At 70.6% G+C, this 25,641-nt stretch carries 23 protein-coding genes and 1 pseudogene; 14 read left to right on the plus strand and 10 right to left on the minus strand.

Annotation, left to right across the window (positions count from 1 at the left end; all coding sequences use genetic code 11):
• Window positions 1-2,085: 2,085 nt before the first annotated feature.
• Window positions 2,086-2,481: a VOC family protein gene (locus ACVCAH_RS17575; protein ID WP_344560344.1), complete on the minus strand. Its 396-nt coding sequence runs from the start codon at window positions 2,479-2,481 to the stop codon at window positions 2,086-2,088.
• 104 nt (window positions 2,482-2,585) lie between these two features.
• On the opposite strand from ACVCAH_RS17575, the pseudogene ACVCAH_RS17580 reads away from it, so the two are divergent.
• Window positions 2,586-2,758, plus strand: a pseudogene (locus ACVCAH_RS17580) (IS5/IS1182 family transposase); the annotation flags it as partial.
• 45 nt (window positions 2,759-2,803) lie between these two features.
• Here ACVCAH_RS17580 and ACVCAH_RS17585 read toward each other — a convergent pair.
• Complete coding sequence (locus ACVCAH_RS17585) at window positions 2,804-3,403, minus strand: TetR/AcrR family transcriptional regulator (RefSeq protein WP_447137228.1); 600 nt, start codon at window positions 3,401-3,403, stop codon at window positions 2,804-2,806.
• Between the two features lie 92 nt (window positions 3,404-3,495).
• On the opposite strand from ACVCAH_RS17585, the gene ACVCAH_RS17590 reads away from it, so the two are divergent.
• Both ACVCAH_RS17590 and ACVCAH_RS17595 read left to right on the plus strand, forming a co-directional pair.
• Window positions 3,496-4,464: an NADP-dependent oxidoreductase gene (locus ACVCAH_RS17590; RefSeq protein ID WP_447137229.1), complete on the plus strand. Its 969-nt coding sequence runs from the start codon at window positions 3,496-3,498 to the stop codon at window positions 4,462-4,464.
• A 70-nt stretch (window positions 4,465-4,534) separates the two neighbouring features.
• Window positions 4,535-4,897: a DUF4440 domain-containing protein gene (locus ACVCAH_RS17595; RefSeq protein WP_447137230.1), complete on the plus strand. Its 363-nt coding sequence runs from the start codon at window positions 4,535-4,537 to the stop codon at window positions 4,895-4,897.
• A gap of 57 nt (window positions 4,898-4,954) precedes the next feature.
• Here the strand turns inward: ACVCAH_RS17595 and ACVCAH_RS17600 are convergent, their stop codons facing one another.
• Window positions 4,955-5,905: a helix-turn-helix transcriptional regulator gene (locus ACVCAH_RS17600; protein WP_447137231.1), complete on the minus strand. Its 951-nt coding sequence runs from the start codon at window positions 5,903-5,905 to the stop codon at window positions 4,955-4,957.
• On the opposite strand from ACVCAH_RS17600, the gene ACVCAH_RS17605 reads away from it, so the two are divergent.
• The 4 genes from ACVCAH_RS17605 to ACVCAH_RS17620 all read left to right on the plus strand — a co-directional run bounded on the left by ACVCAH_RS17605 (window position 5,904) and on the right by ACVCAH_RS17620 (window position 8,951).
• Window positions 5,904-6,656, plus strand: a complete 753-nt coding sequence (locus ACVCAH_RS17605) for an SDR family oxidoreductase (RefSeq protein ID WP_447137232.1) — start codon at window positions 5,904-5,906, stop codon at window positions 6,654-6,656. The genes ACVCAH_RS17600 and ACVCAH_RS17605 overlap by 2 nt on opposite strands.
• 118 nt (window positions 6,657-6,774) lie before the next feature.
• Window positions 6,775-7,761 (plus strand): aldo/keto reductase, encoded by a 987-nt coding sequence (locus tag ACVCAH_RS17610; RefSeq protein ID WP_447137233.1) that lies wholly within the window; start codon window positions 6,775-6,777, stop codon window positions 7,759-7,761.
• A gap of 75 nt (window positions 7,762-7,836) precedes the next feature.
• Window positions 7,837-8,304: a MarR family winged helix-turn-helix transcriptional regulator gene (locus ACVCAH_RS17615; RefSeq protein ID WP_447137234.1), complete on the plus strand. Its 468-nt coding sequence runs from the start codon at window positions 7,837-7,839 to the stop codon at window positions 8,302-8,304.
• Window positions 8,301-8,951: a PH domain-containing protein gene (locus ACVCAH_RS17620; protein ID WP_447137235.1), complete on the plus strand. Its 651-nt coding sequence runs from the start codon at window positions 8,301-8,303 to the stop codon at window positions 8,949-8,951. Before ACVCAH_RS17615 ends, ACVCAH_RS17620 begins: the two co-directional genes overlap by 4 nt.
• Before the next feature lie 36 nt (window positions 8,952-8,987).
• Here the strand turns inward: ACVCAH_RS17620 and ACVCAH_RS17625 are convergent, their stop codons facing one another.
• Entirely contained in the window at window positions 8,988-9,488 is a 501-nt protein-coding gene (locus tag ACVCAH_RS17625) for a GNAT family N-acetyltransferase (RefSeq protein ID WP_447137236.1), read from the minus strand.
• 161 nt (window positions 9,489-9,649) lie between these two features.
• Here ACVCAH_RS17625 and ACVCAH_RS17630 point away from each other — a divergent pair, with 161 nt between their 5' ends.
• Genes ACVCAH_RS17630 through ACVCAH_RS17640 form a run of 3 tightly spaced genes read left to right on the plus strand, consistent with a single transcriptional unit; the run spans window position 9,650 to window position 12,097 of the window.
• Window positions 9,650-10,204, plus strand: a complete 555-nt coding sequence (locus ACVCAH_RS17630; RefSeq protein WP_447137237.1) for an NADPH-dependent FMN reductase — start codon at window positions 9,650-9,652, stop codon at window positions 10,202-10,204.
• A 25-nt stretch (window positions 10,205-10,229) separates the two neighbouring features.
• The gene (locus tag ACVCAH_RS17635) at window positions 10,230-11,243 is read left to right on the plus strand and encodes an ATP-binding cassette domain-containing protein (RefSeq protein ID WP_447137238.1); all 1,014 of its coding nucleotides are present in this window, start codon (window positions 10,230-10,232) and stop codon (window positions 11,241-11,243) included.
• Window positions 11,240-12,097 carry an ABC transporter permease gene (locus tag ACVCAH_RS17640; protein ID WP_447137239.1) on the plus strand — a complete coding sequence of 286 codons (858 nt, stop codon included), beginning with the start codon at window positions 11,240-11,242 and terminating at the stop codon, window positions 12,095-12,097. The genes ACVCAH_RS17635 and ACVCAH_RS17640 overlap by 4 nt, the downstream gene beginning before the upstream one ends.
• Before the next feature lie 218 nt (window positions 12,098-12,315).
• Here ACVCAH_RS17640 and ACVCAH_RS17645 read toward each other — a convergent pair whose 3' ends face one another.
• Window positions 12,316-13,647 (minus strand): MFS transporter, encoded by a 1,332-nt coding sequence (locus tag ACVCAH_RS17645; RefSeq protein ID WP_447137240.1) that lies wholly within the window; start codon window positions 13,645-13,647, stop codon window positions 12,316-12,318.
• Window positions 13,648-13,702: 55 nt separating this feature from the next.
• Here ACVCAH_RS17645 and ACVCAH_RS17650 point away from each other — a divergent pair, with 55 nt between their 5' ends.
• On the plus strand, window positions 13,703-14,293 hold the full coding sequence (locus tag ACVCAH_RS17650) for a CGNR zinc finger domain-containing protein (RefSeq protein ID WP_447137241.1): 591 nt from the start codon (window positions 13,703-13,705) through the stop codon (window positions 14,291-14,293).
• Window positions 14,294-14,359: 66 nt separating this feature from the next.
• Here the strand turns inward: ACVCAH_RS17650 and ACVCAH_RS17655 are convergent, their stop codons facing one another.
• Entirely contained in the window at window positions 14,360-17,710 is a 3,351-nt protein-coding gene (locus tag ACVCAH_RS17655; protein ID WP_447137242.1) for an ATP-binding protein, read from the minus strand.
• 513 nt (window positions 17,711-18,223) lie between these two features.
• Here ACVCAH_RS17655 and ACVCAH_RS17660 point away from each other — a divergent pair.
• The 3 genes from ACVCAH_RS17660 (at window position 18,224) to ACVCAH_RS17670 (ending at window position 21,546) form a co-directional block, all read left to right on the plus strand.
• Window positions 18,224-20,182 (plus strand): hypothetical protein, encoded by a 1,959-nt coding sequence (locus tag ACVCAH_RS17660; protein WP_447137243.1) that lies wholly within the window; start codon window positions 18,224-18,226, stop codon window positions 20,180-20,182.
• Window positions 20,179-20,706: a hypothetical protein gene (locus ACVCAH_RS17665; RefSeq protein ID WP_447137244.1), complete on the plus strand. Its 528-nt coding sequence runs from the start codon at window positions 20,179-20,181 to the stop codon at window positions 20,704-20,706. Before ACVCAH_RS17660 ends, ACVCAH_RS17665 begins: the two co-directional genes overlap by 4 nt.
• A gap of 384 nt (window positions 20,707-21,090) precedes the next feature.
• Window positions 21,091-21,546: an SRPBCC family protein gene (locus ACVCAH_RS17670; RefSeq protein ID WP_447137245.1), complete on the plus strand. Its 456-nt coding sequence runs from the start codon at window positions 21,091-21,093 to the stop codon at window positions 21,544-21,546.
• An 8-nt stretch (window positions 21,547-21,554) separates the two neighbouring features.
• Here ACVCAH_RS17670 and ACVCAH_RS17675 read toward each other — a convergent pair whose 3' ends face one another.
• From ACVCAH_RS17675 to ACVCAH_RS17690, 4 genes are all read right to left on the minus strand, one after another.
• Entirely contained in the window at window positions 21,555-22,427 is an 873-nt protein-coding gene (locus ACVCAH_RS17675) for an IS110 family transposase (RefSeq protein ID WP_447137350.1), read from the minus strand.
• A complete protein-coding gene (locus tag ACVCAH_RS17680) occupies window positions 22,420-22,758 on the minus strand; it encodes an IS110 family transposase (protein WP_447137246.1) in 339 nt (112 codons plus the stop codon). Before ACVCAH_RS17680 ends, ACVCAH_RS17675 begins: the two co-directional genes overlap by 8 nt.
• A 328-nt stretch (window positions 22,759-23,086) precedes the next feature.
• On the minus strand, window positions 23,087-23,740 hold the full coding sequence (locus ACVCAH_RS17685; protein ID WP_447137247.1) for a hypothetical protein: 654 nt from the start codon (window positions 23,738-23,740) through the stop codon (window positions 23,087-23,089).
• A gap of 314 nt (window positions 23,741-24,054) precedes the next feature.
• Entirely contained in the window at window positions 24,055-25,398 is a 1,344-nt protein-coding gene (locus ACVCAH_RS17690) for an AAA family ATPase (RefSeq protein ID WP_447137351.1), read from the minus strand.
• Window positions 25,399-25,641 lie beyond the last annotated feature (243 nt).

Genomic DNA, 25,641 nt, shown 5'->3' on the forward strand with positions numbered 1-25,641 from the left:
TCGCGGGCGGTCAGGACGGACTGCACGCGCAGGACCTGGTCAGGCACAGCGGTTTCCTTCCGGAATTTGCGGTAGGGGAAGAGATGACACCTAGGTGTCTCTGAGCAGCGGCCGAAGCTGTCACACCGGCCGGGTGCTGCACTGACAGCCCGTGGTGGGAGTCCGTGTGGCCGTCCATCTGAAGACGGACCCCGGATCGTCGACCAGCACGGACCGCACCACGGACAGCAAGCCGTTGCCCGAGGGCGGCAGACGCGCGGAGAGGGTCTTGCCACACCGGGCCCTGCGTATGGGGAACCCGGCGGTGGGGAAGCACTGGACACAGTGACGCAGGGCCGAAACCGTCACGCACGACCTTGCCAGGAGCCCGCTCTGGAGGCGGCGGGGCAGGACCACGGCTGCCAGCAGGAGAGTGACCAGCACACCGAGGTGGCGCGGTAGAGGCGTCTGTCCCGTCGAACGTGGTAGGCGCGTTGCTGCGGCTTGTGCCAACTGCGGTGATGACAGCCTCGGAGGCAGCGGCTGCGCCGAGACTCCGTCACCTTCTAACCGCACTTTGTGTGCTCCTGCGAACGCCCCTCGATCTCACAGCGACTCACACGGCGGGCACCCCGCCGACCTTCATCAGCCAACGACTGGTACGGAAAGTGCTGTCAGCTTGTCGGCGGCCTGTGTGTGCAGGTCACGCATGCGCAGCTACCCGGCACCGCGGACGGGACCGGACATGACTGCAGGCAGCGCCCTGGTGGACCTCGCCAGTCAGCAAGGGCGGGGCGCGTCGTCGAGCAGGTCCGCCAGAAATGAGAAACGCCTGTGAGAGGTCGGGGGTTTTTGTGAGTCCGGTGCTCGTGACGCTCCCGCCTCATCGTTGAGGACAATTCCGTGCTCACAACGCAGTTCAACAGCGGTCACCCATCCCTGTGATTGCTTGATGAGATCGTGCGGCGCACGTGGTAGGGGCTCCGGGCCGCAGACGCGAGGCGCTGGCGCATCGCGACGACATGGCCTCATTGGTGGTCCGCGAGGTTGGGGGGCCGCTCCCTGCCGGCCGTAGGGGTGGTCAACGAAGGACCACGGGTGGCACCCAGCGACGCCGGAGATGTCATGACACGAACAGGCGGTGTCATAACTGGCAGGCGCCACGATCGAGTGTCATGGGCCGGTTGACACGCCGGCGCCGCAAAGCCGACGCAAGGCAGACGGCTTACCCGAACGTCTCCCGACAGCGGCACCCGCACCGCCTGCCTGTCGCCGTGGTTGACACCGTCGCTGGCACACGACTCACCAATCGACCCGCATCTTTGACATGTGTGGGACAGGCCGACGGTGAGCTGCGGATTGACAACGGGCATCGCACCGACCGGGGCCGGATGACATGACACCGTTCTGTCAACAATGAGATCGCATGCCAGTGCCATCGCATGGACAGTGACACGAGTGGGGATCATTGCCGTGTTGCCGGTCTGAGCATGCCCGCCACCGACGACCAATGTCATCGACAGCAGCTGTGGCCTCAGCTACGACCACCCCGGCTGGCACGGACCGACACGACCGTCGGCCCGCACCACCGCGCCGTGCCGACGTCCTGGCCCGCCATCGGCGAAACGTGTCGAACCGGGACTGTGTGGACCTTGTGAGGCATCGTGAGACGTCTGTGAGATCGGAGGGCGTTCGCCAGAGCACACAAACGCCGGTTTGAGAGTGTCAGCGCATCACCGCGGCGCGGAGTCGAACCACATGAAGAAGCACTCGACGCATCGCGAGCACCCCCACCCAACCCGTCGACCCCGAGCCGGCCGCACCCAACGTCGGCGTCGCCCCTCAATGAGATCCAGGAAGCGCTCCGCACTCCAACATCACCTCCGACGCCTACACCTCAAATGATCTCGAGTTCCAACGCACCCACGCCGACGCCGACCTCATCTCCCGCGACAAACCAGCCGCCTGACCCGACCTCGCCGGGAAGCGGGAAGGGTCGCTGCGATCGGGCACGCTGTGGATCGTGGCCGAGTCCGCAGCGGACTGAGGTCTTCTCGGCAACGTGACGGTTGCGGTGTGTGATGGGGTGCGGTGGCCGCTCGCAGCCTAGGTCTGCGGTGCCAGGGTGCGTAGGACGCAGAACTCGTTGCCCTCGGGGTCTGCCATGACCACCCAGTTTCGGTCTGACCCCTGGCCCACATCCGTCTTGGTGGCGCCGAGGCCGAGTAATCTGGTCACCTCGTCCTCGGTGCTGCCGTCGATTGGGCTGACGTCGAGGTGAAGCCGGTTCTTCACGGTCTTGCCCTCAGGTACCTGGATGAACAGCAGGGTGGGCGGCATCTGACGGGCCCGAACATCCTCGACGGTCGGCACCCAGGAGCCGATCTCGACCTTGCCCTCGCTCCGGTCGATCACCTTGAAGTCCAGGACCTCGCACCAGAAGGCCGCAAGCCTCTCCGGATCGTGGCAGTCAACGGCCAACTCGGTGAACCTACTTGTCATGACTCTCCCCAGGCAGTGCGGATGGGGCTCAGAGTATTGGCCAGGCCGCCCGTCCGACAGATCCGCGATCTTCCTGGCTGACTAGGGCCATCAGACGGGCTCGCCCGGTCCGCCCCGGCCGCGAGCATGACACCACCTGCGCCCGCACCCACGCCTGGTCGACGCCCTCAACCGGCTCGCCTGCACCCTGGACATTCCCACCCTGACCGACCTCGGCTGCGAGAACGCCGGCGACGGCTTCCGCCACCCGGTCAAGAAGCCCAAGGGCGGCAATGTTGGTCATGCCGGCGAACCCGCGCTGGCCCCGACTCATCAATGCCGGTCAAGGAGCGGCTGGCGGCGGGTGGGGCAGCGGGTGGGCGCCTTCCGGGCGTAGGCCGTCGAAGATGATGGCGAGGTATCGCCGCCACAGGTCGGTCGGGGCGTCTGGCAGGTAGCTGGTGACGTAGTTGGGTGCGCACATCAGCAGGATGACGTCGGCGCCGGTGACGTCGGCTCGTACGGCACCGTGCTCACGTGCCCGATCGACAAGCTTGTGCACGGTGCGGAACATCTGCTCGCGGGCTCTGGTCACGTCCGCGTTCAGTTCGCCGGCCTCCTGCAGGAACGACAGGTCGCGTTGCTGTTGCTGGTCCGCGGCGACGGTGAGGAACTTCAGCAGCGCGACGCCCGGGTCCGCTGCGTCGAGCAACTGTTCGCCGACCGCGTTGAGCTCGTCGATCCGGTCGAGGACGATCGCGGCGAGCAGGTCGTCCTTCGTGGCGAAGTGACGGAACAGGGTGCCCTTTCCGAGACCGGCCCGGCGGGCGATGTCGGCGACCGAGGCGTCCAGGCCACGTTCCGCGAACTCGTCGGCGGCGGCTGCCAGTAGCAGCCGTCGGTTGCGGGCGGCGTCGGCACGCAACGGGCGGGCGGTGGTCACGTTGCCACCCTAGCAAGTTGACCGCCCGGTCCGTTTATTGCTAGCTTCGCGACCGATAACATGACCGCTCGGTCCGTTTATGGGGGAAGCGCATGAAGGCAGTTGTCGTGACCGGCTACGGGCCGCCCGAGGAATACACCGTGGGGGACGTGCCGGCGCCCAGGCCCGGGCCGGGACAAATTCAGGTCCGGATCGCCGCCGCCTCGATCAACCCGGCGGACGTCCGGCTGCCCAGCGGCGATTTCCGCGACGTCGTGCCGCTGGGGTTTCCGCACGTGCCGGGCAACGACTTTGCCGGCACGGTCAGCGAGGTCGGCGCTGGCGTGACGGCCTACCAGGTAGGCGACGAGATCTTCGGTCATGCCGTGCCGCGGGCATTGCGGGCGATGGCCGGCGCGATCCGGCCGTCGCTGAGCACCGGCTCACTGGCCGAGTACACGGTCTTCGAGGCCGACACGCCGTTCCTGGCGCACCGCCCGGTTGGCCTCGACATCGAGCAGGCGGCCGCGCTGCCCACCGTCGGCCTGACCGCACGGGCGCTGATGGCCACCGCCGCGGTGCAGCCCGGCGAAACCGTCCTGGTCGTCGGCGCGACCGGCGGCGTCGGAACCGCGGTGATCCCGCTGCTCGCCGCCGCGAAGGCGCGGGTGATCGCCACGGCGACTGTCGCTGACGCCGACCTCCTCCGAGCTCTCGGTGCCGACAAGACCATCGGATACGCGGAATTCGGGTACCCGTCCGACGTCGACGTCGCCTTCAACCTGAGCCTGCCGAGTGACCACCTTGCCGGAGTCGCAGGCGCCATCCGCCCGGGCGGACGCCTCCTCACGATCACCTACCCAGTACCGCAGCAGGACTGGATCGACCGCGACGACGTCGGTCTGCATTTCGTGCTGGACATGGACGGCACCTTCGGCGGGATGCGCGAGGTCGGTGAACTGGCGGTCAGTGGCGAGCTACCGGCCACGATCGGGCGCCGCTACACCCTCGACCAGGGCGCTCAAGCATGCGTCGACTTCGTCCGCCAGCACACGACCGGGAAGCTCGTCGTCACGATGTGAAACACACTGCCATCAGCGCTTCTCGGCAATCTGACCGTCCAGACGACACCACGCACGACAGGACCCCCACGTGACAGCTGACATCCGCGAACTCCAGCAGGCATTCGACCACGCCGAACTGCACGCCGACACGGACCGTTTGAACGCCCTGCTGGCGGATGACTTCATGTCCATCGGCGAGCGGGGCTACCTACTGGACAAACGGCAGTGGATCGACCGACACGCTGACTTCGCCTACCTATCCCTGACGACAACCGAACTCGACGTGCGCCGCTACGACCGCGCCGCGATCGTGCGCTGCGCCCAGCACAGCCGGGCGACCTGGCGTGGTGAGCTGATGACACTAAAAGTCCGACTGAGCCAGGTATGGATCGAACTGCCCGACGGGTGGCGACTCGCCGGCATCCAGTTCAGTTCGCTCGACCCAGCCTGAGCGCCGCATCCGCGAACCCAAGCCGACGCAGTACTGCCGTGCGGCAACCGGCCCCGGTCAGCCGGATGTGCCGATGCGCTCGGCGAGCCGGCGGAAGATCGCCGCAGTGGGTGATCCGGGTTCCGGGACGTAGACGATCAGCCGCTGTTCGGTCTCCGGCACGTGCAGCACCCGACACTCGAACTCCAGCGAGCCCAGGTCGGGGTGCGGCACCCGCTTGACGATCGGGCGGCGTTCCGCCACGTCGTGCTCGGCCCACAGTCGGGCGAACCGGGGTGAGGTGCCGAGCAGCTCGGTGACCAGCTCCGCGAGGCCCCGGTCGCCGGGGTGGCGACCGTAGGCGGCCCGCAGTTCGGCGACCGAGGTGCGGGCGAAGCGCAACACCTCGGGGTCGTCCCAGTACCCGTCGTCGGACGTCCGGAACATCCAGCGGATCATGTTGCGGTCGGCCGCGGGCACCGCCGCCAGATCCCCGACGAAATAGCTGGCCAGCCGGTTCCAGGCCAGGATCTGGTAGCTGGCGTCGACCAGGTACGCCGGAGTCTCGGTCATCGCGTCGATCAGGTGCCGCAGGCCGGGGCTGACCTCCCGGCTGGGCCCGACGGTCGGCGGCGGGCTCTCCCCGGCCACCCGGAACAGGTACTCCCGCTCGTCCCGGGTGAGCAGCAGCGCCCGGGCCAGCGCGGCGAGCACCTGCCGGGACGGGTGCGGGCCCCGGCCCTGCTCCAAGCGGACGTAGTAGTCCACCGACATGCCGGCCAGCTGGGCCACCTCCTGCCGGCGCAGTCCCGGGGTGCGGCGGCGCACGCCGTCGGGCAGGCCGACCTCGGCCGGGCGCAGCCGGGCGCGGCGGCTGCGCAGGAACGCCGCCAGTTCGTCGCGTCGCAGGCCGGTGCTGGTCATGTCGTCAAGCTTGCCCCAGCCGGTGGCGGCGAGGGTGGTACCGCCGGTCCCAGCCTCGGCCGGTCTCTCCCGCCGGCCCGGCCGTGCAGGCAGCGTCGAGGTCATGACGAACATGATCGCCCTGGTCACCGGGGCCAACAAGGGAATCGGGCTGGCCACCGCCCGGCAGCTCGGCGCGCGTGGGATGACCGTGCTGGTCGGCGCGCGGGACGCCGAGCGGGGCCGGGCGGCGGAGCGGGAGCTACGGGCCGGCGGCGCGGACGCCCGGTTCGTGCCGCTGGACGTCACCGACGCCGAGTCGGTGGCGGCCACCGCCAAGCTGGTCGAGGAGGAGTACGGCCGGCTCGACGTGCTGGTCAACAACGCCGGCATCGTGCTCGGCGACGGCGAGCGGGCGCTGCCCAGCGAGACCACCGTCGAGACGCTGCGCCTGGTGTACGAGACGAACGTCTTCGGGGTGGTGGCGGTGACCAACGCGCTGCTGCCGCTGCTCCTGCGGGCACCCGCGGCCCGGATCGTGAACGTCTCCAGCGAGGTCGGCTCGATCGGCACGATGACCGACCCGGAGAGCTCCTTCTGGCCGTTGACCTCGGTGCCGTACCCGTCGTCGAAGGCGGCGTTGAACATGGTCACCGCGATGTACGCCAAGGAACTGCGGGACACCCCGATCAAGGTGAACGCGGCCAACCCCGGCTACTGCGCCACCGACCTGAACGGCCACCACGGCTATCGCAGCGCGGACGAGGGCGCCGAGGTGAGCGTGCACCTGGCCACGCTGCCCGGGGACGGCCCCTCCGGCCAGCTCTGGGGGCACCTCGCCGACGGTGGCGGCGGGTACGGCGTGCTGCCCTGGTGAGCGGGGGTCGACCTCGAGCCTGCTGAGCCGGGGTTGACCTGGAGTGCACTCCAGCACCGAGGCTCGTCCCTGTCCGCCCGCAGCGCTGCGCTGGCGGGCCGCGTGAGAGGGGACATCCGTGAGATACCGCACCATCGGCACCGACCCGAAGACCCGCCGCGAGGTGAGCGTGCTGAGCCTCGGCGCCATGCTGTTCGGCACGGCCACCGACGAGGCGACGTCGTTCGCCATCCTCGACCGGTACGTCGAGGCCGGCGGCACCTTCATCGACACCTCCGACAACTACGCGTTCTGGATGAACGGCGGCCAGGGCGGGGAGAGCGAGGAACTGCTCGGCCGGTGGCGACGCAGCCGCGGGGTCGGCGACGAGATCGTGGTCGCCACCAAGCTCGGCGCCCGCCCGCTCGCCCCGGGCACCAGCTACCTCGACAACCCGGAGGGGCTGTCGGCGAGGGTGATCCGGGAGTCGGCGGAGCGCAGCCGCGAGCGGCTCGGCGTGGCGAAGCTGGACCTGCTCTACGCGCACATCGAGGACCACCGGGTGCCGCTGCGGGAGACCGTCGAGGGCTTCGCCGAGTTGGTCGCCGAGGGCACCGTCGGCCTGCTCGGGGCGAGCAACCACCGGGCGTGGCGGGTGGAACGGGCCCGCAACCTGGCCGCCGCCGCGGGGCTGCCCGGCTACGAGGTGCTCCAGTACCACCACACCTACCTGCACCGGCGTACCGACCTGCCGAGCGAGCTGGACCGGGACGGCGACCCGGGCTCGGCCGGCCCGGACCTGCTCTCCTACCTGCGGGCCGAGCCCGGGCTGGCACTGGTGGCGTACTCGCCGCTGGTGCGGGGCGGCTACACCCGCCCGGACAAGGCGCTGGGTGAGGCGTACAACCTGCCGAGCGTCCCCGGCCGCCTGGCCACGCTGGAGGCGGTGGCCAAGGAGACCGGGGCGACGGTGAACCAGGTGGTGCTGGCCTGGCTGATCGGCGCCGCGGTGCCGGCGATCCCGCTGGTCGGGGCGTCCTCGGTGGCCCAGCTGGACGAGTCGCTGGCCGCGGTGGACCTGGAGCTGACCGCGGAGCAGCGGGCCCGGCTGGACGAGGCGCGGTAGCGGCGCCCCGACTCGTCGGGGCACTCAGTGACGTGGCATCATAGTGATGCACACTCACTATGAAGGCAGGTAACGGTGTCGGACAGGGACCGGTTCACCACCGCGCTGGACCGGGTGCTCGAACTGGTCGTGGTGCTCAGCGACGACATGAGCCGCGGCCTGGCCCGGGAGGGGCTGACCACCTCCCGGGCCACCCTGCTCTGGGAACTGCGCCGCAGCGGCCCGGTGACCCAGCGGGAACTCGCCCACGCCCTCGGGGTCAGCCCCCGCACCGTCACCGGGCTGGTCGACGGCCTGGTGAGCACCGGTTTCGTCACCCGCGAACCGCACCCCACCGACCGGCGGGCGTTCCTGGTCACCTTCACCGAGCAGGGTGCCCGCACCATCGAGGCGATGGAGCGGGACCAGCAGGGCTTCGCCGACCTGCTCTTCGGCGGGATGCCCGCCGAGCGGCTGGACTGCCTCGTCGCCGGGCTGGACGACATCCTCGGCCGGCTGCGCGAGCAGGGCCTCGCCCACGAGATCCGCGAGGAGGATCAGTGATCGCCAAGGCCTGGAAGCTGCTGCGCTTCGCCACCCGCTACGAGATCGGCATGTGGCGCAGCCTCTACCGGTGGATCTTCCGCCGGCCGGAGGCGCTGCGCCCCGGCGACCGGACGTTTAGCTACAGCGGCGCGGTGATGACGCTGATGTGGATCTTCATCATCATCTCCGCGGTGGAGATCCCGATCTTCGAGATGATCCTGCCCTGGGAGATCGTCAGCAACATCGTCCTCGGCCTCGGCATCTACGGCCTGTTCTGGATGTTCGGCCTGCTGGCCAGCCTGAAGGTGCACCCGCACGTGGTCGGCGAGGCGGGCCTGCGGATCCGCAACGGCATCACCCTCGACATGACCGTGCCCTGGTCGGCGGTTGAGCGGCTGCGGGTCAACCGGCGCTCGATGCCGCCGGAGGGCAGCGTCCAGGTGGAGCGCAGCGGCGACGACGTGACGGTGAGCCTCGGCATGGCCAACCAGACCAGCATCGACCTGCTGCTGCGCGAGCCGATCGAGGTGCCGACGCGCAAGGCGCGCGGCGAGCAGGTCACCGAGCTGCGGTTCCACGCCGACGACCCCGAGGCGCTGGTCGAGGCGGCCAACGCCCGGCTGCTGGCCCGCCGCCCCGACCCGTCGGGGCGGGCGGCGGCCTGAGGCCCGGTGCTTTCCGCTGCGGCCCGCCGCCACGGCTTACCCGGTCAGGTCGAGCCGCCAGTCGTTGGAGCGCATCAGGTGCCCGGGCGGAAACTCGAACTCGGTCTCGCCGAGCAGGGTGAAGCCCGCCTTGCGGCAGACCGCGTTCGACGGGGCGTTGTCGACCGACGGGTAGGCGTGCGCGAAGCGGCGGGTGCGCCGGGCGCGGGCCACGTCGACCGCCGCGCGCACCGCCGCGGTGGCCAACCCTCGCCCCTGGTAGCCGGGCAGGATCGCCCAGCCCAGCTCGTAGACCTGCTGGCCACGCCACTCGCGTTCCCAGTAGCCGACGCTGCCTACCCGGGCCCCGTCGGGCAGCACCACGGCGTACATGCAGCCCTTGCCGGTGTCGCCGAAACGCACGTAGCGCTCGTGCCGGGCGAGGACCTGCTCATCGGTCTCCGGGCCGCCGGTGTGCGCCCGGATCTCCGGCGCGTTGAGCTGCCGCAGCAGGTCGAGGTCGTCCTCGCTCCACGGCGCGATGCCCACGTCGGTCATCGTGTCCCCCCGTTTCTTTCCGGCGCATTCAAACAGCCACCACCGACACTCCGGCGCCGGAACGCGCCGAGCCTCGCGGGCCCGCTAGATCCGAACTAGCGGGCCGCCGGCCGGCTTCTCGCGCCTGACGGGTGGGACCGGAGCGGCCGGGAGGAGGAACCATGAGCCCACTGCGACTCGCCGTGATCATCGGCAGCACCCGCGAGGGGCGGGCGGGCGACCGGATCGCCCGCTGGTTCGTCGACCAGGCGGACGGGCACGACGGGCTGGCGGTCGCCGTGGTCGACCTCGCCGACTACGACTTCCCCGCCGGCTACCCGGCGGCGCCGACCCCGGCCATGCGGTCGTTCGCCGAGCAGGTGGGCCGGGCGGAGGCGTTCGTCGTGGTCACCCCGGAGTACAACCACAGCTTCCCGGCCTCGTTGAAACAGGCGATCGACTACGCGTACGACGAGTGGCAGGCGAAGCCGGTCGGGTTCGTGTCGTACGGCTGTGGTTCGGTCGGCCTGCACGCGGTCGACCAGCTCCGGACCGTCTTCACCGCTCTGCACGCCGTCACGATGCGCGACGTCGTCGGCGTCGACCTGCTCTGCGGCGAGCCGACGCCGCTGGCCACCGACCAGCTGCGCCGGTCCGCCCGCGTCCTGCTCGACCAGCTGTGCTGGTGGGGCCTGGCACTGCGCGACGGCCGCGCCGCGCGCCCGTACGTCTCCTGACAGGTACGCAAGGAAGGTAGGGATCATGAGTAGACGCAGCACCGGCCCGGCCATCGAGGCCGAGGGCCTGGCCAAGTCGTTCGGGGACACCCGGGCGCTGGACGGCCTGGACCTCACGGTGCCCGCCGGCACCGTCTACGGGGTGCTCGGCCCGAACGGCGCCGGCAAGACCACGGCGGTACGGGTGCTGGCGACGCTGCTGCGCCCGGATGCCGGGCGGGCGCGGGTGTTCGGCCACGACGTGGTTCACCAGGCCGACGTCGTCCGGGCCCGGGTCAGCCTGACCGGCCAGTACGCCTCGGTGGACGAGGACCTGACCGGGCTGGAGAACCTGATCCTGCTCGGCCGGCTGCTCGGTCACAAGAAGCCGGCCGCCCGCGAGCGCGCGGAGAGCCTGCTCGCCGCGTTCGGGCTGACCGACGCGGCCGACCGGCAGGTCAAGAAGTACTCCGGCGGCATGCGGCGGCGCATCGACATCGCGGCCAGCATCCTCAACACCCCGGACCTGCTGTTCCTCGACGAGCCGACCACCGGCCTGGACCCGCGCAGCCGCAACCAGGTGTGGGAGATCGTCCGGGCGGTGGTGGCGCACGGCACCACGGTGCTGCTGACCACCCAGTACCTCGACGAGGCCGACCAACTGGCCGGCCGGATCGCGGTGGTCGACCACGGCCGGGTGATCGCGGAGGGCACCCCGGGCGAGTTGAAGTCCTCGGTCGGCTCCGGCACCGTCCACCTACGACTGCGCGACGCGCACCAGCGGCCCGAGGCCGAGCGGCTGCTGCAGGCGGCGCTCGGCGTGCCGGTGCAGCTCGAACCCGACCCGGTGGCGCTGACCGCCCGGGTCGGCGGCGACGGCAGCGACCTCGACGCCAGCGAGCAGGCCGCCCGGGTGCTCGGCGACCTGGCCCGCGCCGGAATCGTGGTGGACAACTTCTCCCTCGGCCAGCCGAGCCTGGACGAGGTCTTCCTGGCCCTGACCGACCACCCCGCCACACCGGCCGACGAGCGGGACGAGCAGCTGGAGGCAGCCCGATGAGCAGCAACGCCACCACCACGACCGGGCCGGCCCCGACGGTCTACGTACCGTCGGCGGAGGCGCTGTCGACCGTCCTCGCGCCGGGCGCCCGGCCACCGCGCCCGAGCCCGATGTCGGCGTCGCTGACGTTCGGCTGGCGCGCCATGCTAAAGATCAAGCACGTGCCGGAGCAGCTGTTCGACGTGACGGCGTTCCCGATCATCATGGTGCTGATGTTCACCTACCTGTTCGGCGGCGCCCTCGCCGACAGCCCGCGGGACTACCTGCAGTTCTTCCTGCCCGGCATCATGGTGACCAGCGTCGTGATGATCACCATGTACACCGGGGTCGGCCTGAACACCGACATCGAGAAGGGCGTCTTCGACCGGTTCCGGACGCTGCCGGTCTGGCGGCCGGCCGCGCTGGTCGGCATGATCTTCGGCGACGTGCTGCGCTACGTGCTGGCCGCCGTGGTCATCCTCGGGGTCGGGCTGGCGCTGGGCTTCCGCCCCGACGGCGGGCTGCTCGGCGTGCTGGGCGGCATCGGCCTGCTGGTGGTCTTCTCGTTCGCGTTCTCCTGGGTGTGGACATTCTTCGGCCTGGTCCTGCGCAGCGAGAAGTCGGTGATGGGGGTCAGCATGATGGTGCTGTTCCCGCTGACCTTCCTGAGCAACGTCTTCGTCGAGCCGGCCACCATGCCCGGCTGGCTGCAGGCGTTCGTCAAGGTCAACCCGATCACCCAGCTGGTGGCGTCGGTGCGGGCGGTGATGTCGGGGGAATCGGACCCGTCGAGCACGATGTGGACGCTGGTGTGGAGCGCCGCGTTCGTGGTCGTCTTCGGCACCCTGACCATGTACCGCTACAACCGCCGCTGATCCTGACGACGACGGGCACCGCCACGGACGTGGTGGTGCCCGTCGTCGATCCGGTGGCCGGCTACGGGGTGACGGGGACGGTGGTGGCCGTGCCGCCGGCAGGGGTGACGCGTACCTCGGTGGCGTCGGCGGGTAGCAGCGCCCGCCGCGCCCCGCGTCGTGCCGCCGCCCGGCGCCGACGCGGTAGCTCAGCTTCGCGCCCTCGGCGGCGACGAGGATCAGGGGTGATGGGCTGTTTCGGCGTCACGGAGGGCTCGGGTGGTGCGATGGGTTGTTTCGGCGTCACGGAGGGCTTGGGTGGTGACCCGGGAGGCGAGCAGGAGCGCGGCGAGCATGAGTCCGAGGGCTGCGGCGATGAAGGTGGCGCGGATTCCCAGGCTGCGTCCGAGCAAGCCGCCGGCGAGGGCTCCGAGGGGAACGGCACCCAGGACGACCAGGCGGTAGGCGGCGGTGACGCGGCCGAGGAGTTCGTCGGGGACTGCTGCTTGGCGCAGGGTGCTGACGACGATCTGGTTCAGCGAGGTGGCAATGGCAGCGCAAAACATGCCGGCAAGGGCGAGGGGTGTGTTCTGACCCAGGCCGAGGATGGCGTAGCTGGCGGCCGGGGCGAGGGCGGCGAGCCAGGTGATGGGGCCGCCGCCGATGCGGGGCACGACGTGTTCGGCGAGCAGCGAGCCGGCGATCGCGCCGGCGGCGGGAACGGCGATGAACAGGCCGTAGTGCGACATGGGCATTTGGTACGGGCCGGTGATCAGCAGAACGAGCAAACCGCCGGTGGCCGCGCCGAAGAAGTTGATTGCCGCGGAGATGAACGCGACTCGGCGCAGCAGGTCGTGGCGCCAGAAGTAGGCCCATCCGGAGCGGATGTCCTGGGTGATGGTGGTCGGGGTCGAGCGGCGGCGCCCGTGTTCCTCGCTGGTGGGGCGCAGCGTGGGCAGCAGCAGAGCTGCCAGGCCGGCGAGGGCGAACGCGGCCGCGCCGGTGTAGAAGGCCGCTGATGCTGCCAGCGCGAACAACGCCGCCCCGGCAGGCGGACCGATGAAGGTGTTGATGACGGACTGGGTCGCGAACAACCGGCCGTTGGCGCGTTCGAGCTGCTCGCGTGGCAGGAGACGGGGCGGGATGGTCAGGGCGGCGTTGTCGACCATCGTCTCGGCGCAACCGGCTAGGAACACTGCGGCGTAGAGCAGTGCGACATGGCGCCATTCGTTCGCCAAGGCCACGGCGAGCAGCGCGAACGCGGCCGCGCGCAGCCAGTTGCCAGCGGTAAGTATCCGACGTCTGTCCATCCGGTCGGCCATCGCGCCGGCGGGGAGGGTCGCGACCAGCCAGGGCAGGAACTGCACCACCGTCATACCGGCCACCACGAGCGGGTCACGGGTCAGCGTGGCGACGAGCAGCGGCGCCGCGGCCTGCAGCAGCCCGTCGGCGAGGTTTGAGGACGCTTGGGACGCCCAAAGTGCAGTGAACGATCTGCGTGGGGCGGCGGCAGGCACGATCGGGCTCCCGGTGGTGTTCTCATGGGTGATTGGCCGATTGGGAATGAGCATGCCAGTTGGGTAGTCTCACATGCAACAAAGCTTTTGGCCATGAGAGGAGCTGACGGTGAGGTTCGGCCACATCGCGGGCGACCGCATGCTCGACCTGGTGAACACCGTTGACTGGCGCCTCGGCGGGTGCGAACGCACTGAGAACCTGAAGACCTTCTCCGACGTCGTCGACTGGTGCATCGAGTCCGACCTGATCAGCGGAGACGAGGCCGTGGCCCTGCGCGACCTCGCCGGCCAGGACGACGCCCGGGCCGAGCGGGAACGGCAACAGGTCATCGAAGCGCGCGAGAGGGTCTACGCAGCTCTCTTCGAGGATGACCCCGAAGCCGCCGCAGACCTCGCGGGCATGTACCGGGCGGCGATCGCCGCAGCCGACCTGGTCCGCACGGGCGACCGCTGGCAATGGCAAGACCGGGAAACCGACCTCCGCCTGCCCCGCAATCGCATCGTCCGCGGGCTCGTGGCTCTCGCCCAGCGCCACGACCTCGACCGCCTCCACCAGTGCGAAGACGCCAAGTGCGGCTGGGTTTATCTCGACACCTCACCACGGCGGAACCGCCGCTGGTGCAACACGAAGGACTGTGGCGACCGCAACCGCGCCCGCGCCTACTACGCCCGACAGAGGGCGAAGAGCCACCGGTCCTGATTCATTCACCGCCTGTGATCGTGGACTCACGACGCCGATGCTCGATCAACGTCCCGGTCAGTACAGCTATAGCCGCCAGGGCGGCGGTTCGGGTGGGAGGTAGCGGCAGGTGCCGCCGGTGGTGACGGTCTCGCGCAGGTGGGCGGCGAGCGCCGGGTGGCGGTCGTCGAGCTTGCGCAGCACGTCCCGGATCCGGGCGGTCACCGTCTTGCGGGCCCGCTCGGCCTCGTCGCCGAGGCGGCGGCTGCGGCCGGCCAGCCCCGCGGCGGCACGTAGCTCGGCGAGCAGCGCCGCGCGCTCGGCGTCGAGGGCGGCCACCTTCTGCTGGTCGCCGCGCTCGGCGGCCCGGTCGATCTCGTCGTCGAGCCGGGCCAGGTGCCGCCGGTAGCGGGCCTTGGCCTCGTCGTCGAGGACCGGGTCGCCGCCCATCCGGCGGGCGGCGACGAGTTCCGGGCCGGCGGCCGGGTCGAGCAGCTCGACCGCGGGCACGTCGACGCCGGGGCGGCTCAGCAGCAGGTGCAGGTCGTGCAGGCCCTTGGCGTCGGGCAGGTGCACGACGGTGCCGGCGTAGCCGAGCTGCCAGACCGGGCCGTCGTGGCGGAACTCGTACGCCTCGACGGGCGGCTGCTGCCCGACGACGCCCGCGTGCGCCGGGTTCGCCCCGGCGGCGGACGCTACGGTCGAGAGCTGGCCAGCGGGCGCGGGACTCGCCGCGGCGGCCGACGCGCCGGCCGCGGGATGGCCGGCGGGCGGCGACGCGCCGGTCAGCGGGCCGGCGGGGGTGAGCACCGCGCCGGGCGGCGCGCCGGCAACCTGGTGCATGCCGAGGGTGGCGGCGTCGCGGGCAGTGGCGGCGCGCAACGCGGTGGCGGCGGCCGCGTCGCCGGGGCGGTCCCGCCGGGCCAGTGCGTCGGCCAGCGCGGCGCGGGCGAGCACCGACCACGGCCGGGCGCCCATCCGGTCGGCGGTGTCGCGGGCCGCGGCGAACCCGGCCACCGCATCGTCCCAGCGCTGCTGCGCCGCGTCGACCAGGGCCAGCCAGTGGTCGACCGGGCCGCTGACGTCGCAGCCGAACAGCGCGACCAGCCACTGCCCACGATGCGGCGCCAGCGCGTCGCGCGCCTCGGCGCAGCGCCGCGGGTCGCCCGTCGCGGCGGCGACCTGCGCGCGCAGCCGCAGCCACAGCGGCGACACTGCCCGGGGATAGGTCGTGCCGGCCGCCTCGATGGCGGCGGTCAGCCGGAGCGCCGTCGCGCCGCCGCCGCGCTCGGCGGCGCTGATCGCCCGGACCAGTTGCAGGTACGGGTAGTCGGTCGGGTCCAGTCCGTCGAGCAGGGCGTCGGCCTCGTCGAACCGGCCCTGCAGCAGCAGCCACGACCAGCGCAGGTGGTGGCGCATGAAAGCGAAGTCGGAGTGCTCCCACTCGCTGAGGTCGCCCAACTCGGCGAAGAGCTCGCCGGCTCGGCTGAAGTCGCCGCGGAACGCGGCGATGATGCCGCCGTCGATGCTCGCGGCGAACCGGTGCCGGGCGTCGCCCGTGCGGGCTTCCGTGACGAAGGCGGTGAGTTCGGCGTGGTAGCGCGGGTCGCCGAGCTCCAGCAGCGCGACCCAACGCAGCGAGGTCGCCCAGAGCGCGGTCTCCCGGTCGCCGCTCCGGCGCGCCACCTCGCGGATCTCGGCGGTGATCGCGGCTCGCTCGGCGGCCGTGCCGAGCCCCCAGGTGGTGTCGTGCCGGGCCCACAGGCTGAACGTGAGCGCCTCGTCGTCGTGGCCGCGCCGGGCGCGCGTCTCGGTGGCGGTGATCAGGTCGGTGACGAGGGTGCCGGCCGGCGCGGCGGGATCGGGCTCGCCGATCTGCCGCCGGTACGCCTCCCGCAGCAGACCCGTCGGATCGGTGGTGCGCCGGGAGCCGGCCTGGTGGTGCCGGTGGACGGTGAGGGCGACGCGGGCCAGCACCACCGGGTCGTCGACGGTGAGGGCCAGCTCGGCGGCCGCGTCCAAGAGGCGTTGGGCCTCGTCTCCGTCACCGCCGTGGTGCAGCAGCTGGCCCAGCTCGACCATGGTCTTCACGCGTTGGGTCGGGTCGGTGGCGACCTCCAGCGCCCGGCGGAAGTGGGTCAGCGCCTCGTCCACAGCCAGTCGGCGGCCGGCGTCCCGAGCGGCGGCGACCAGCAGCTCGGCCGCCCGGGACGGGTCGAGTTGGTCGCCGGCGAGGTGGGCGTGCCGGGCCAGGTCGGCCGGGATCAGCCGCTCGGCGAGCGTCGCCGACCCGTCGACCGCCCGCACCACGGCGGCGTGCCGGGCCCGCCGGTCGTCGTCGGCGAGCCCGTCGTAGAGGGTCTCCCGGACCAGGTCGTGGGCGAAGGCGAACCGGCCGCCGCCGCGGGCCAGCACCAGCCGGGCGGTCACCGCGCGGTCGAGGAGCCGGTCGACCTGCGCCGCCGGCGCGCCGGCGCTGGCCGCGAGGACCTGCCGGTGGAACTCGCGGCCCAGCACGGCGGCGACGGTGAGCACCTCGACCACCGCCGCCGGCAGCTGGCCGAGCCGCCGCCGCACCGCCTCCCGTACGCCGGGGGCGATGGTGCTGACCTGGCCGTCGGCGCGCCAGAGCCGGGCGGTCTGCTCGACGAAGAACGGGTTGCCGCCGGTGCGCCGGTGCACCTCGTCGACGAGAGCCGCGTCCGGCTCGCGGCCGGCGGTGCGGTTGATCAGCGCGCCGACCTCGTCGCGGCCGAGGCCGGTGAGGGTGATCGTGGTCGCCTTGGCCACCAGCGGCATCAGCAGCGGCCGCAGCGGGTGGTCGGCGGCCTCCACCTCGGCGTCGCGGTAGGTGCCGACCAGCAGGAGCCGTTCGAACCAGGTGTGCTGGGCGGCGAACTGGAGCAGCCGCATCGAGGCCGGGTCGGCCCAGTGCAGGTCGTCGAGGACGACCACCACCGGCCGGCGCTGGGAGACCGCGACCAGCGCGGTGGTCACCGCGTCGTAGAGGTCGAACTCGTCCCGGTCGCCGTGCTCGTCGCCGCGCACCTGGGTTAGCGCGCTGCCGCCCGCGCGGTCTATCGCCTCGCGGATCGCGCGGTCGGTCGTCTCGCCGAGCAGGGGGGCCAGGCCCGGCTCGGCGGTCTCCCGGGCCACCGCCCAGTCGTCGGGTGAGCGGCGCAGCCCGCGCAGCACCTGCACCCAGGGCCAGTAGCCGGGCGCGCTGTCGGAGTCCCAGCAGGCCGCGCCGAGCACCAGCGCCCCGCGCTGGCGTGCCTCCTTCGCGGCGGCGGTGACCAGCGTCGTCTTGCCGATGCCGGGCTCGCCGGCGACCAGGACGAGGCCGCCGTGGCTGGCGGCCGCCCGGTCGACCTCGGCGCGCAGCAGCCCCGCGGGGTGCTCCCGCCCGATGACGACCTCGCCGAACCGCGGCTCCATGACGACCAGACGGTAGCGGAAGACCCCGACACCGCGAGGCAGCCCGTCACGGGGTGTGGATTGAGTTCGCCAGCCCACAGCGGAAACAACCACTTCTTGACGCCCTGTAGTACAGCTAGCCTAGGGCCCACCAACCATCCGGCCTGGGCAGAGGGCGCAGAGGCGGTGGTGGCCGGCTCCCCGGCGCCCAGCATCGGGGCTGGCGTAAGGGGCTAGGACCCAGGTGACTTGCACTTACCGGCGGTCAGCTACTGGTCGGCCCTATCCGCGCCACAGCCGGGCCTGCTGATAAGCGAGCGACTCTGGATGAGGTACCCGCTCCGGACCGCCGGTAAGGATTGCGGTCACAGACGAGTTCCGTGCCTGTGCGGACTCCGGCCTAGTGAGAGCAGACGGCAATCTTCCCTACCCGTTGCACACGCCACGCTGCCCATGTCATCGGGGCTGTGGAACGGGTCGAACTCCGGAGGGATCCATGTCCGTAGTTCCGAGCGATTCACCCGTCTGGAGGATGTGATCGACCTCACATTGCGCGAGGCTGTCGTTACCCAACGAAACGAATCTTCGATGCCGCCGGTGGTGCGGAAGGGGTTGGTCGGCGTGGGCCTTGCCAGACCGGCAACAGCATCCATTACCTACTTGATCCTGGCAGGGCTGCTAGTTGCTGTAGCCGTCGTGGACGGGCTCGCTGGCTGGCTAATGCCGTCCGTGCCGGCGCGTCCGATATGGCTTGACGAATCGGCCACTCGGATTGGCGCGGGGTTGCTCGCGCTAGTTCTGGTTTGGCGGGCCCGACGGGCGGCGAAGCGGCACTGGAGGGCGCAGCAGCGTTTCGAGGAGGCGCCCGGCAAGCCGCCGATCGATCCGGGGGACCGACGGGCGGCCGACCGGGAGATCATCGAGGCGATGGTCCGGGTCAGCAAGAAGTACCCGAGTTCGTCGATCCGGTTGTTCGGGCAGATGCTGGTGGAGCCGGCTCGCTACCACGTGCGGGTGACTGACGAAGTCGAGCCGGTGGGCGAGTGTCTTCGTGTCACCGTATCGACGACGTATACCAGTTCCCTGGACGACCTGTCCGACTTACGACGCCAGGCAGGTGAGCCGCCGATCCCGCACCAGCGGCAGTCTGCTGCCCAAGGTGTAGTGGAGGCCGCCCCTCAGTCGATGCAGGCCGCGGATCCGATGAACTCCGGCAGCAACGCCGGTGGCGTCCGCGCGTCAGTGGACGTACTGACGCAGAGTAATGCTCAGAACGGTGGCGAGCCGCCCGTCATGCTCGTGCCGATGATTACCGCCACAAAGGGCACGATGATGGACAACGTGGACACCTCTGATGGTGGCGGAAGTGCCCTGCCGTTCCTTTCACAGGAAGATGCGCGAGGGGTAGTGGCACATATTTTACAGGCAGAGTTCGAAAAGACGTTTGGTCAGGACCACCCATCGGTGCTCTACGCGTTACTGCGGCTCGTTTTCCGGCAGGGTCGCGTGCGTCTAGCAGACGCACACACATACTTTGACAAGGCAGTGGCGCCGGTGAGGGGGATTGCCGACGAGAAGCAGTTGACGAAGCTGCGGCGGATCTGCGCTTTCCTGGTACGCAACTACGTCATCGTGGCTGAGGCACCCCTTCCGACCGGCTATAAGTGGGTCTTGCGATACACGAAGACGGTTCCGCTCTACGGGCGCGTGGCCACTCCCGAACGTCGGCGTCGCGTGAGATACGGCCTTCAACCAAATTCATTCGTTATCCCGCTCAACCTGCCATTCATTACTAACAGTTACCACTTCCGCATGCACGCCGGTCCCAACAGTTACGTAAAGGCGCATTACGTCCAGTCCGCGAAGACAGGTATCACGATTCGGCAGGACGACATCAAGACAATGAGTAAGCTGGCCTATTTACGGGTTCGCCACCATCAAGCCTTGCCGTACGCACACCTATACACGCGACGCTTCGACACCTGCAAACCTAAGGACCTTGTCATGCAGATCATCTTCGATGAGGTCCCACCTGGAGCACTCGGGCTCACGTGCTGGCTCGCCACCTTGTCGGCGTTCGTGATAACCGTTCTCGCGTTCTTCGTTCCGAGAAACGGGGCGGACGTGTCCGGGGATGTCTTGGCCTTCCTCTTGGCGATCTCCCCAGTCGCCGCCACCTTCGTCGGATATTCCATGGAAAAACTTCAGCGGTCCTCATTGACAACTTTCGCTGGCCTGCTGGTCACCGGCCTGACCTCGGTTGCCGCCGCCATCCTATACGTCAAGCCGCCTCCCGAATGGATGATCAAGAACGTTGGACTTCCCGCGCTTGATCCAGTGATCGGTCACCTTTCGGTCAACGTTGGCGTGTTGTTCGTCGGACTTGCTGCCATCATCAACGCGATCTATCTACGCTGGCGCCTAAAAGACGAGCTGACTCACTACCTTCAGTTGCTGACAGCCAAGAACACCACGGCGAGGATGTTCCGATGACCGATGTCCACGGAGAAGATGCGTCGACGACGCCACCCGACCTTGACCTCGAAGATGCAGACGACATGACGCTCGACCTGGACGAGAAGCCGGGCGTCGGCCACGTCCTGCTGAAGTCACTGCCGCATAACGCGGTTGTCGCCTATCGGGGAGAGCCGACGGCGTCCGAACGGGCGATGCTGTGCTGGCACATGACTGACATCGAGCGGTACGAGTTCGCCGCCGGCATGGAGCGCGTCAGCGACCGGCTGCGCCAGATGAGCCCGCAGGATACTGAGGGGTTCCTGGCGGCGTTAGACGAGGAAACCAGGCGGCTCAAGCTAGACCTTGAGATCCCCAGCGAAGATGTGCCGGGCTCCCAGGATGACGCAACCTCGGCCGCAGGATCCGACCCAGCCGCTACCTCATCACGCCGCACCGGCACCCATCCGCCCAGCAGGTCGAACCCGTTAAGTTTCGTGCCCGGCCTACTGGCTCGCGGCAGCGGCCGCGTCGCCGAAGGCTTACTACTGGATCAGCCCTGACTGCCGGCGTCATGGAGACACGTCGGAACCTCGAACACCCCCGTCTGACCAGCCGGTTGTCGCACAGCGCCGTCAAGGCCGGGCGACACGCGGTCGGGCGGTCGTGCCGGAGTTGATAACGTGCTGCGACGGCTGGCCGAGGGCGAGCTGACCGTCGGCGAATTGGCCGAGCCGCTGGACATGTCCCTCGCCGCGGCGTCCAAGCACGTGCAGGCGCCAGGCCGGCCTGGTCCGGCGTACGGTCACCGGCCGGCGGCACGTCTGCCGGCTGGAGCCGCGCCCACTCGAATCCGCCTCGGCCTGGCTGACCTTCTACCAGCGGCACTGGACCGAGCGCCTCGACGCCCTCGAAGAACTGCTGCGCGAGCATCCGGAGGAGCAGAGATGAGTCTTGTCGTACGCCTGGAACGCACCCTCGACGCGCCACCACACCGGGTCTACCGGGCCTGGCTCGAACCGGAGCTGCTGCGGCGCTGGATGGCGCCGGCCGACCTGGTGGCGACCCGGGTCGAGGTCGACGAGCGGGTCGGCGGCCGGTACCAGGTCTGGCACACCGACGCCGGCACGGACGTCGGCGGCTTCGACTGCCAACTGGTCGAACTGGTCCCGGACGTGCGGATCGTCTGGCGGTGGACGTTCGTCGGCCCGGAGCGCACCGAGGGCACGACCTACGAATCCCGGCTCACCGTCACGCTGCGTCCCGCCCCCGGCGGTGGCACCGCGCTGACCCTGTTGCACGAACGGCTCGACGCGCTGGCCGAGGCGATGCCGCACGTCGCCGAGAACGTCGAGGACGGCTGGACGTCGGCGCTGGACAAGCTCGCGGTGGTGGCAGCCTAATGACTGAGTCAAGCCGCGAGAGCATGATCGAGTCGGTAGGGCTGGCGGGTGCGCAGGATGGCGTGCAGCACGTTGATGCGTCGGCGGGCCAGGGCGATGAGGGCTTGGTGGTGTCGTTTGCCTTCGGCGCGTTTGCGGTCGTAGAAGGCGCGGCTGGCGGGATCGCGTTGCAGGGCGCAGAACGCCGACTGGTAGAAGATTCGTTTGAGGGTTTTGTCGCCGCTGGTGGCGCGGCGCAGGTAGTGGACCTTGCCGGATTGTTGCAGCACCGGTGCGAGGCCGGCGGCGCTGGCGAGTTGGTTGCCGGTGGCGAATCGGGTGATGCCGCCTGCCACGGCGAGGAACTCGGCGGTGAGGGTGGCCCCCATCCCGGGCAGGGACTGGATGAGGGCCGCGTCAGGGTGGCGGTCGAGGAGTTCAGCGATGCGCTTGTCCAGGTTGGTGAGCTTGTCGCGGCAGGTGAGCACTTCGCGGGCGAGGTCGCGGACGAGGTCGGCGGCGACCGCTTCGCCGGGCACGACGACGTGTTGAGCGCCGGCGGCGGTCAGTGCCTTGTCGACCAGAGCGTCGATGGTCGCGGTGGTGTGCCGGCCGGTGGTGCGCAGGTATTCGCTGATGCGGCGTCGGCCGGCGCGGCGGATCTCGGCCGGGGTGACGTAGCGGGCGAGCAGCGCCGAGACGAGTTTGTTCGTCGGGTCGGTGGCGCGTTCCAGGCCGGGATGGATCGAGGCGAGCAGGTCACGCAGCCGGCCGATGCGGCGGGTCTGGTCGACCACCAGCTCCCGGCGGCGGGCCGCCAGCAGCCGCAACTCGCTGTCGACGTCGGTGGACGGCTCGACGGGACGCAGCTCGTCGGCGCGCAGCCGGATCTGGTCAGCGATGACCTTCGCATCCCCGCGGGTCGGACTTGTGTTCCCCGCCGCGGGTGGCCCGGCGAGCGCGGTTGACCGCCAGTCCGGAAACGTGCACCAGCCGCAGTCCGGCGTCGCCCAGCATGACCTGCAGCAGCCCGGCGATGCCGCCGAGCACGTCGATGGCCACCGTGGCCGATCCATGCTGGGCTTCAGCGGCTCGGATGTCGTCAATGAGCGCCTGGATGGCCGGCGGGTCGTTGTCGACCTTCCGGCTGACCAGGAGCCGGCCCGTCTCGGCGTGCACCAGCGTGGCCCAATGGAACTCCTTGGCCACGTCCACCCCGATCGCGACCGCCATGTGACTCCCTTCTCCCGTCGCGGACACGCGCATGCTCTTGCCGCCGTCAACGCCCTACACAGCGATCGATCGCAGAGCCCAATCAGCAGTCAGCAAGAGCAGACGAGACAGGCGGCCATGCCACCGAAGCCATCCGCGGCAGCCAGCATGAAAGCCATACCTGCCTCGCCCGCGTCAGCCCGTACGACTACCACCGTCGGGCTTGCAATGGAAGGTAGGGCGGCATGAGCCGGCGGGTGGTCGCGTACGAGTGAATGAGCCTGGACGGGGTGGTGCAGGCCCCCGGCGCGGCGGACGAGGACCCCAGCGGCGGCGTCGCCCACGGCGGCTACGCGCGTACCGCCGGCTGAGGGACTGGTGCGGGAGCGGTGGCAAACTCCGACCGCTCGGCCGCCGCCGCGCCGGTCGCGGCGAGGACCGCGCAGCCGGCCGCCAGCAGGTACGCCAGCGCCGGCAGCCACGCCGCCACCGTCATCCTCTCCCCCACCCCCGACCCGGCGAGGATCGCGACGTTGACCACGTGGAAGGCCGTGAAGGCGAGCAGCAGCGCCACCACGACCCCCTGGTACACCTGGCGCAACCCGACCGCCAGTGTGCCGGCGGCGGCCAGCAGCAACACCGCCAGCGCGACGGTCACCAGCGCGAACAGCCGGTAGCGGCCCACCTCGGCAGGCTCCCAGTAGTCCTCCACGCTGGTGAGCAGCCCGGCCGCCGCCGCCACGGTCAGCGCGGCGGCCAGTACGACGACCACCACCGCGACGATCCGTGCCCACCGCCGCCGCACCGCCACGGTGAACGCGAGCAACAGCCCGACGTACGCCGGCAGCGGCGCCAGTTCCAGGAAGTACTGGGTCAGCGGATTCGGGGTGCTGGGCAGCTCGGGCTCGACGTAGCCCAGGTCCAGGCCGATGATCACCTCTCCGCCGTCGCCGCGGAACCACGGCATCGTGAACAGCCCGAACGCCGCGAGAGCGAACAGCACGAAACCCAGTCGACCGGCACGGCGCAGCCTAATCCCCGTCACCGCAGTGACAGTAGTGAAGCGCGGCGAATCGCGTTGGCCCGTCCGGAGTGGACACCGGCAAGGCCTCGTCCACTCCCCCGGGTCATGCCGATCGGAGCAGGCCGATGGTGCGCGTCGGCGTCCCGGAGGGTGGCGGTCAGCTTCCCGCCGCCCACGTCCTGCACCGATTCCGCGCCGGCGTCCGGCAGCTTGACCCGGCCCCGGATGTCGTCGAGGTGCACTCGGGCTGGAGGTCGCTCCCGAGGCCCGACAGGGGTGACCGACGAGATCCGCTACCGGGAATTCCCCAGCACGCCGACCCGGACAGCGTGCCGGTCCAGGTGGGTCATCATCGACTGGTTCGCCTCCCAGCCGTCGGGGAACTTCACCGCGACGTCGAGGTGCATCGGCTCGGTCGACGGGTGGGCGTCGAGCAGCTCACCGATCCCGTCCCGCGCCACCACGATGCACGCGTGCCGGTGGCGGGACGCCAGCACGCAGAGCCGCCCCGACTCCAGGTGGAACGCCGTGGCGTCCCGCCGCCCGGACAGCGGGTGCAGCACGATGGTGACGTCGTACTCGCGGCCCTGCAGCCGGTTGGCGGTGTCGACGGTGATGCCCGCTCCGGCGGCGCCGAGCCGCGCGCGGATGGCGGCGGCCTGGTCGCGGTGCGCCCCGCCGATCGCGATCCGGTCCGCGGTGACCGGCGTACCCGCCGGTCGGTGCTCGGAGACGGCGACCGCTCCCCGTTCCAGCAGCCGCACGGCGAGCGCCGCGCAGGCCGAGGCCGCCGCCACGTCCGTCCGGAGGGTGTGTCCCGCCGGCAGCTGGTACAGGCCCCAGCCCGACATCGCGGCCAGCTCGACCGCCGCGTCGACCGCGTCGCCCGGCCCGGCCTTCGTCAACGACAACGCCCGGTCCTCCGGGCCGGTGCCGGCGCGGAACCCGGTGAAGGGGTAGAACGCCGAGGCGACCACCGGCGCCGCCGAGGCGGGCAGCCGCCAGGACACCGGCAGCCGGTGCACGGGCAGCTCGGGGTTGTGGCGCAGCAGCACCGCCACGGCGGACTGCATCGGGTCCCAGGTGAGGCCCGTCCACCGCGCGGTGTCGACCGTGGAGAACGGGTCGAGCTGCCCGGGGTCGCCGACGAACAGCGCCCGCTCGAACCTGCCAGCAACCCGCAGCAGGGCGTCCGAGCGCATCTGGTACGCCTCGTCGACGATCGCCCACGGCCAGGTGCCCTCGCCGACCGTCGCCCACTTGGCGGCCGTACCGATGATGACGGCCGCACCGCCGAGGTCGGTGACCTTCGCGGCGACCCGCACCGTCTCGTGCCCCGTGACCCGCTCGGACGGCTGGTAGTCGGTGGCGGAGAGCCGGCCGATCGGCAGCTCGGGCGCCTGCCGCGCCAGGCGGTCGATGAGGTCGTCGACCTGCTCGTTGGTCTGCGCGACGACGATCAGTGGCTCGCCGGCGGCGGCCAGCTCGACGGCGGCGCTTACCACCAGGGTCGACTTGCCGGCCCCGGGCGGCGAGTCGACCACCACGCCGCGATGGTCGCCGGACCGCAGGTCGGCCAGCACGGCCGTGACCACCTGTTCCGCTTCCACCGCGGGCGGCACCGCGAACCCAGCCAGCACCTGTCCTCACCCCTACCCGCCGTTTCCGGAACACTATCGGCAGACCAGTCGCGCGGAGCGTCCCACACCCCGCGACCGTCGCGGCGACGGCGATCAGCGCCGCAAGCGAAGCGAGCGGGGACGTAGCCACCCGGACGGCCGGGCGGCGCGGCCGGCGTTCTTCGACGGGGTGTCCGGCGCCCGTGTGGGCGGCCGGCGACACGTCACGCATGGTCATGCGGTTCACGCTCACCGACGGCT

The organism is Micromonospora sp. LZ34 (assembly GCF_052981855.1).

Coding starts and splice junctions, on each gene's coding strand:
- ACVCAH_RS17575 (WP_344560344.1), bottom strand. CDS start 2,481: ATGACAAGTAGGTTCACCGAGTTGGCCGTTGACTGCCACGATCCGGAG.
- ACVCAH_RS17590 (WP_447137229.1), top strand. CDS start 3,496: ATGAAGGCAGTTGTCGTGACCGGCTACGGGCCGCCCGAGGAATACACC.
- ACVCAH_RS17605 (WP_447137232.1), top strand. CDS start 5,904: ATGACGAACATGATCGCCCTGGTCACCGGGGCCAACAAGGGAATCGGG.
- ACVCAH_RS17600 (WP_447137231.1), bottom strand. CDS start 5,905: ATGACCTCGACGCTGCCTGCACGGCCGGGCCGGCGGGAGAGACCGGCC.
- ACVCAH_RS17625 (WP_447137236.1), bottom strand. CDS start 9,488: ATGACCGACGTGGGCATCGCGCCGTGGAGCGAGGACGACCTCGACCTG.
- ACVCAH_RS17630 (WP_447137237.1), top strand. CDS start 9,650: ATGAGCCCACTGCGACTCGCCGTGATCATCGGCAGCACCCGCGAGGGG.
- ACVCAH_RS17635 (WP_447137238.1), top strand. CDS start 10,230: ATGAGTAGACGCAGCACCGGCCCGGCCATCGAGGCCGAGGGCCTGGCC.
- ACVCAH_RS17640 (WP_447137239.1), top strand. CDS start 11,240: ATGAGCAGCAACGCCACCACCACGACCGGGCCGGCCCCGACGGTCTAC.
- ACVCAH_RS17645 (WP_447137240.1), bottom strand. CDS start 13,647: ATGCTCATTCCCAATCGGCCAATCACCCATGAGAACACCACCGGGAGC.
- ACVCAH_RS17655 (WP_447137242.1), bottom strand. CDS start 17,710: ATGGAGCCGCGGTTCGGCGAGGTCGTCATCGGGCGGGAGCACCCCGCG.
- ACVCAH_RS17665 (WP_447137244.1), top strand. CDS start 20,179: ATGACCGATGTCCACGGAGAAGATGCGTCGACGACGCCACCCGACCTT.
- ACVCAH_RS17670 (WP_447137245.1), top strand. CDS start 21,091: ATGAGTCTTGTCGTACGCCTGGAACGCACCCTCGACGCGCCACCACAC.
- ACVCAH_RS17680 (WP_447137246.1), bottom strand. CDS start 22,758: ATGGCGGTCGCGATCGGGGTGGACGTGGCCAAGGAGTTCCATTGGGCC.